The sequence below is a fragment of the Kitasatospora sp. NPDC091257 genome (assembly GCF_044757675.1).
Taxonomy (GTDB): Bacteria; Actinomycetota; Actinomycetes; order Streptomycetales; family Streptomycetaceae; genus Kitasatospora; species Kitasatospora lactacystinica.
The window spans coordinates 1-1,584 of the sequence record NZ_JBIVVI010001619.1 but is presented as its reverse complement, the minus strand read 5'-3'; the positions used below and the strand labels follow the sequence as shown (position 1 = coordinate 1,584).

Annotated in this window: 2 protein-coding genes; one reads left to right on the top strand and one right to left on the bottom strand. The window is 74.3% G+C overall.

The window, feature by feature from the left end:
• Positions 1 to 73: 73 nt before the first annotated feature.
• The gene (locus ACIQOV_RS40800; RefSeq protein WP_401056113.1) at positions 74 to 1,033 is read right to left on the bottom strand and encodes a hypothetical protein; all 960 of its coding nucleotides are present in this window, start codon (positions 1,031 to 1,033) and stop codon (positions 74 to 76) included.
• Positions 1,034 to 1,091: 58 nt separating this feature from the next.
• On the opposite strand from ACIQOV_RS40800, the gene ACIQOV_RS40795 reads away from it, so the two are divergent.
• Positions 1,092 to 1,584 (top strand): AAA family ATPase (locus tag ACIQOV_RS40795; protein WP_401056111.1); only part of this gene is annotated, 493 nt, incomplete at its 3' end.

Here is a 1,584-nt window from a genome sequence, read left to right as displayed (position 1 = left end):
CAGCGCGTCCTGCGCCTTGTTCGCGGACGGGACCATGTACTCGGGCAGAACGGCGGGAGCGCGCCCGGGCGGCTCACGGCAGCGCGGCCCCGTCGACGTTCCAGTGCTCGGGCAGGTCCGCGTCGCAGAAGACGCAGGCGTAGTGCTCCTCGCGGACGAGGTTGCACCGGGCGCACCGGGGGCAGCGGCGGAAGACCACGGCGTGGGTGAAGGTGTCGGGGTGCGGCAGCCCGAGGCGGGCGAGGGCGGCGGCGACGGCGGGCCAGGACGTGGTGTCGGGGCAGTAGCCGGTGGAGTGGTTGCTGACCGTCTCGACCTCCCATCCGCCCGGTGACCGCCGGAACCCGATCTCCCCGGCGCTCAGCACCAACTCCCCGCCCGCACAGTCCACATGCTCGCTGCGGCGCGGAGCGAGCCGCAGCGCGCCGCCGAGGTCGACCGCGAAGGTGAACGGTTCCGCGAGTTCCTCCGCCGACCGCCCCTCCACCCAGGCGGCGAACTCGCCTTCCGTCCGCAACCGTTGACCGCCACCACCGGTGCCGTCGCCCGCTGCCCACAGCTCCGGCGGCCCCACGTACCGGTACGCCCTCCCGAAGCCGTCCGCCACCTCCGCCTCGATTCCGCGCCCGGCCAGCCGCGCCCGCCAGTACGCCATCTCGACGGCTGTCCCGCTGAGGCCGAAGTCCCGCAGCTCGTCCAGGAGTTCCCGCGCCTGCCGGAGTGTGATGCCCGCTCCTTCGCGGAGCGTCCGCAGCGCGGCCACCGGGTCGGTGAGCGGCCCGGTGAGCCGGAGCCGGGCCGGTCCGTGGGCGGTCAGCAGCGTCTCGCGGACGTCCTGGGGTGCGGCCTCCGGGCCCGCGTCCTCGCAGCAGGCGGCGCCGCACTGCGGGCAGAAACGCTCGGCGTCCCACCACAACTCCCGTCCGTGCAGCAGGAACTGTCCGAAGCTCCGGACCGCGTCGCCTCCGCAGTCCGCGCACCGGACGGTCACCCGCGCACCCTGTTCCGTACCCGTCACGCCGGAGGTCCCCATGCCCGACACCCTAGGGAGCCGCTTCGCTGCCGCTCCACCCGGCCCGTAGAGTGCGGGGATGAAGCGCTACCTGCTGACCGGCACCCCGGGGGCCGGGAAGACGGCGATCCTGCGGTGGCTGGAGTGGGCGGGCCATCCGGTGGTCGAGGAGGCCGCGACGGACGTCATCGCGCTGCGGCAGGCCCAGGGCGAGCCGGAGCCGTGGACGGACCCGTCGTTCGTGGACGCGGTGGTCGACCTGCAGCGGCGGCGGCAGGAGGAGGCCGTCGGCCGACCGGGGGAGGTGCGGTTCTTCGACCGCTCGCCGGTGTGCACGTACGCCCTGGCGGTGTACCTCGGCCATCCGGTGACCCGGGCCCTCACCCGGGAGCTCGACCGCATCCGGGAGGCGGGGGTGTACGAGCGCAGGGTGTTCTTCGTGGAGAGCCCGGGCTTCGTCACCCCGTCCGAGGCCCGGCGCATCTCGTACGAGGAGTCGCTGCGGTTCGAGCGGATCCACCGGGAGGCCTATGCCGGGTTCGGGTACGTGTGCGTCCCGATCGCCCCGGGGC

Excerpts from the sequence above, each read along its gene's own strand:
- ACIQOV_RS40800 (WP_401056113.1), bottom strand. The coding sequence starts at position 1,033 with ATGGGGACCTCCGGCGTGACGGGTACGGAACAGGGTGCGCGGGTGACC.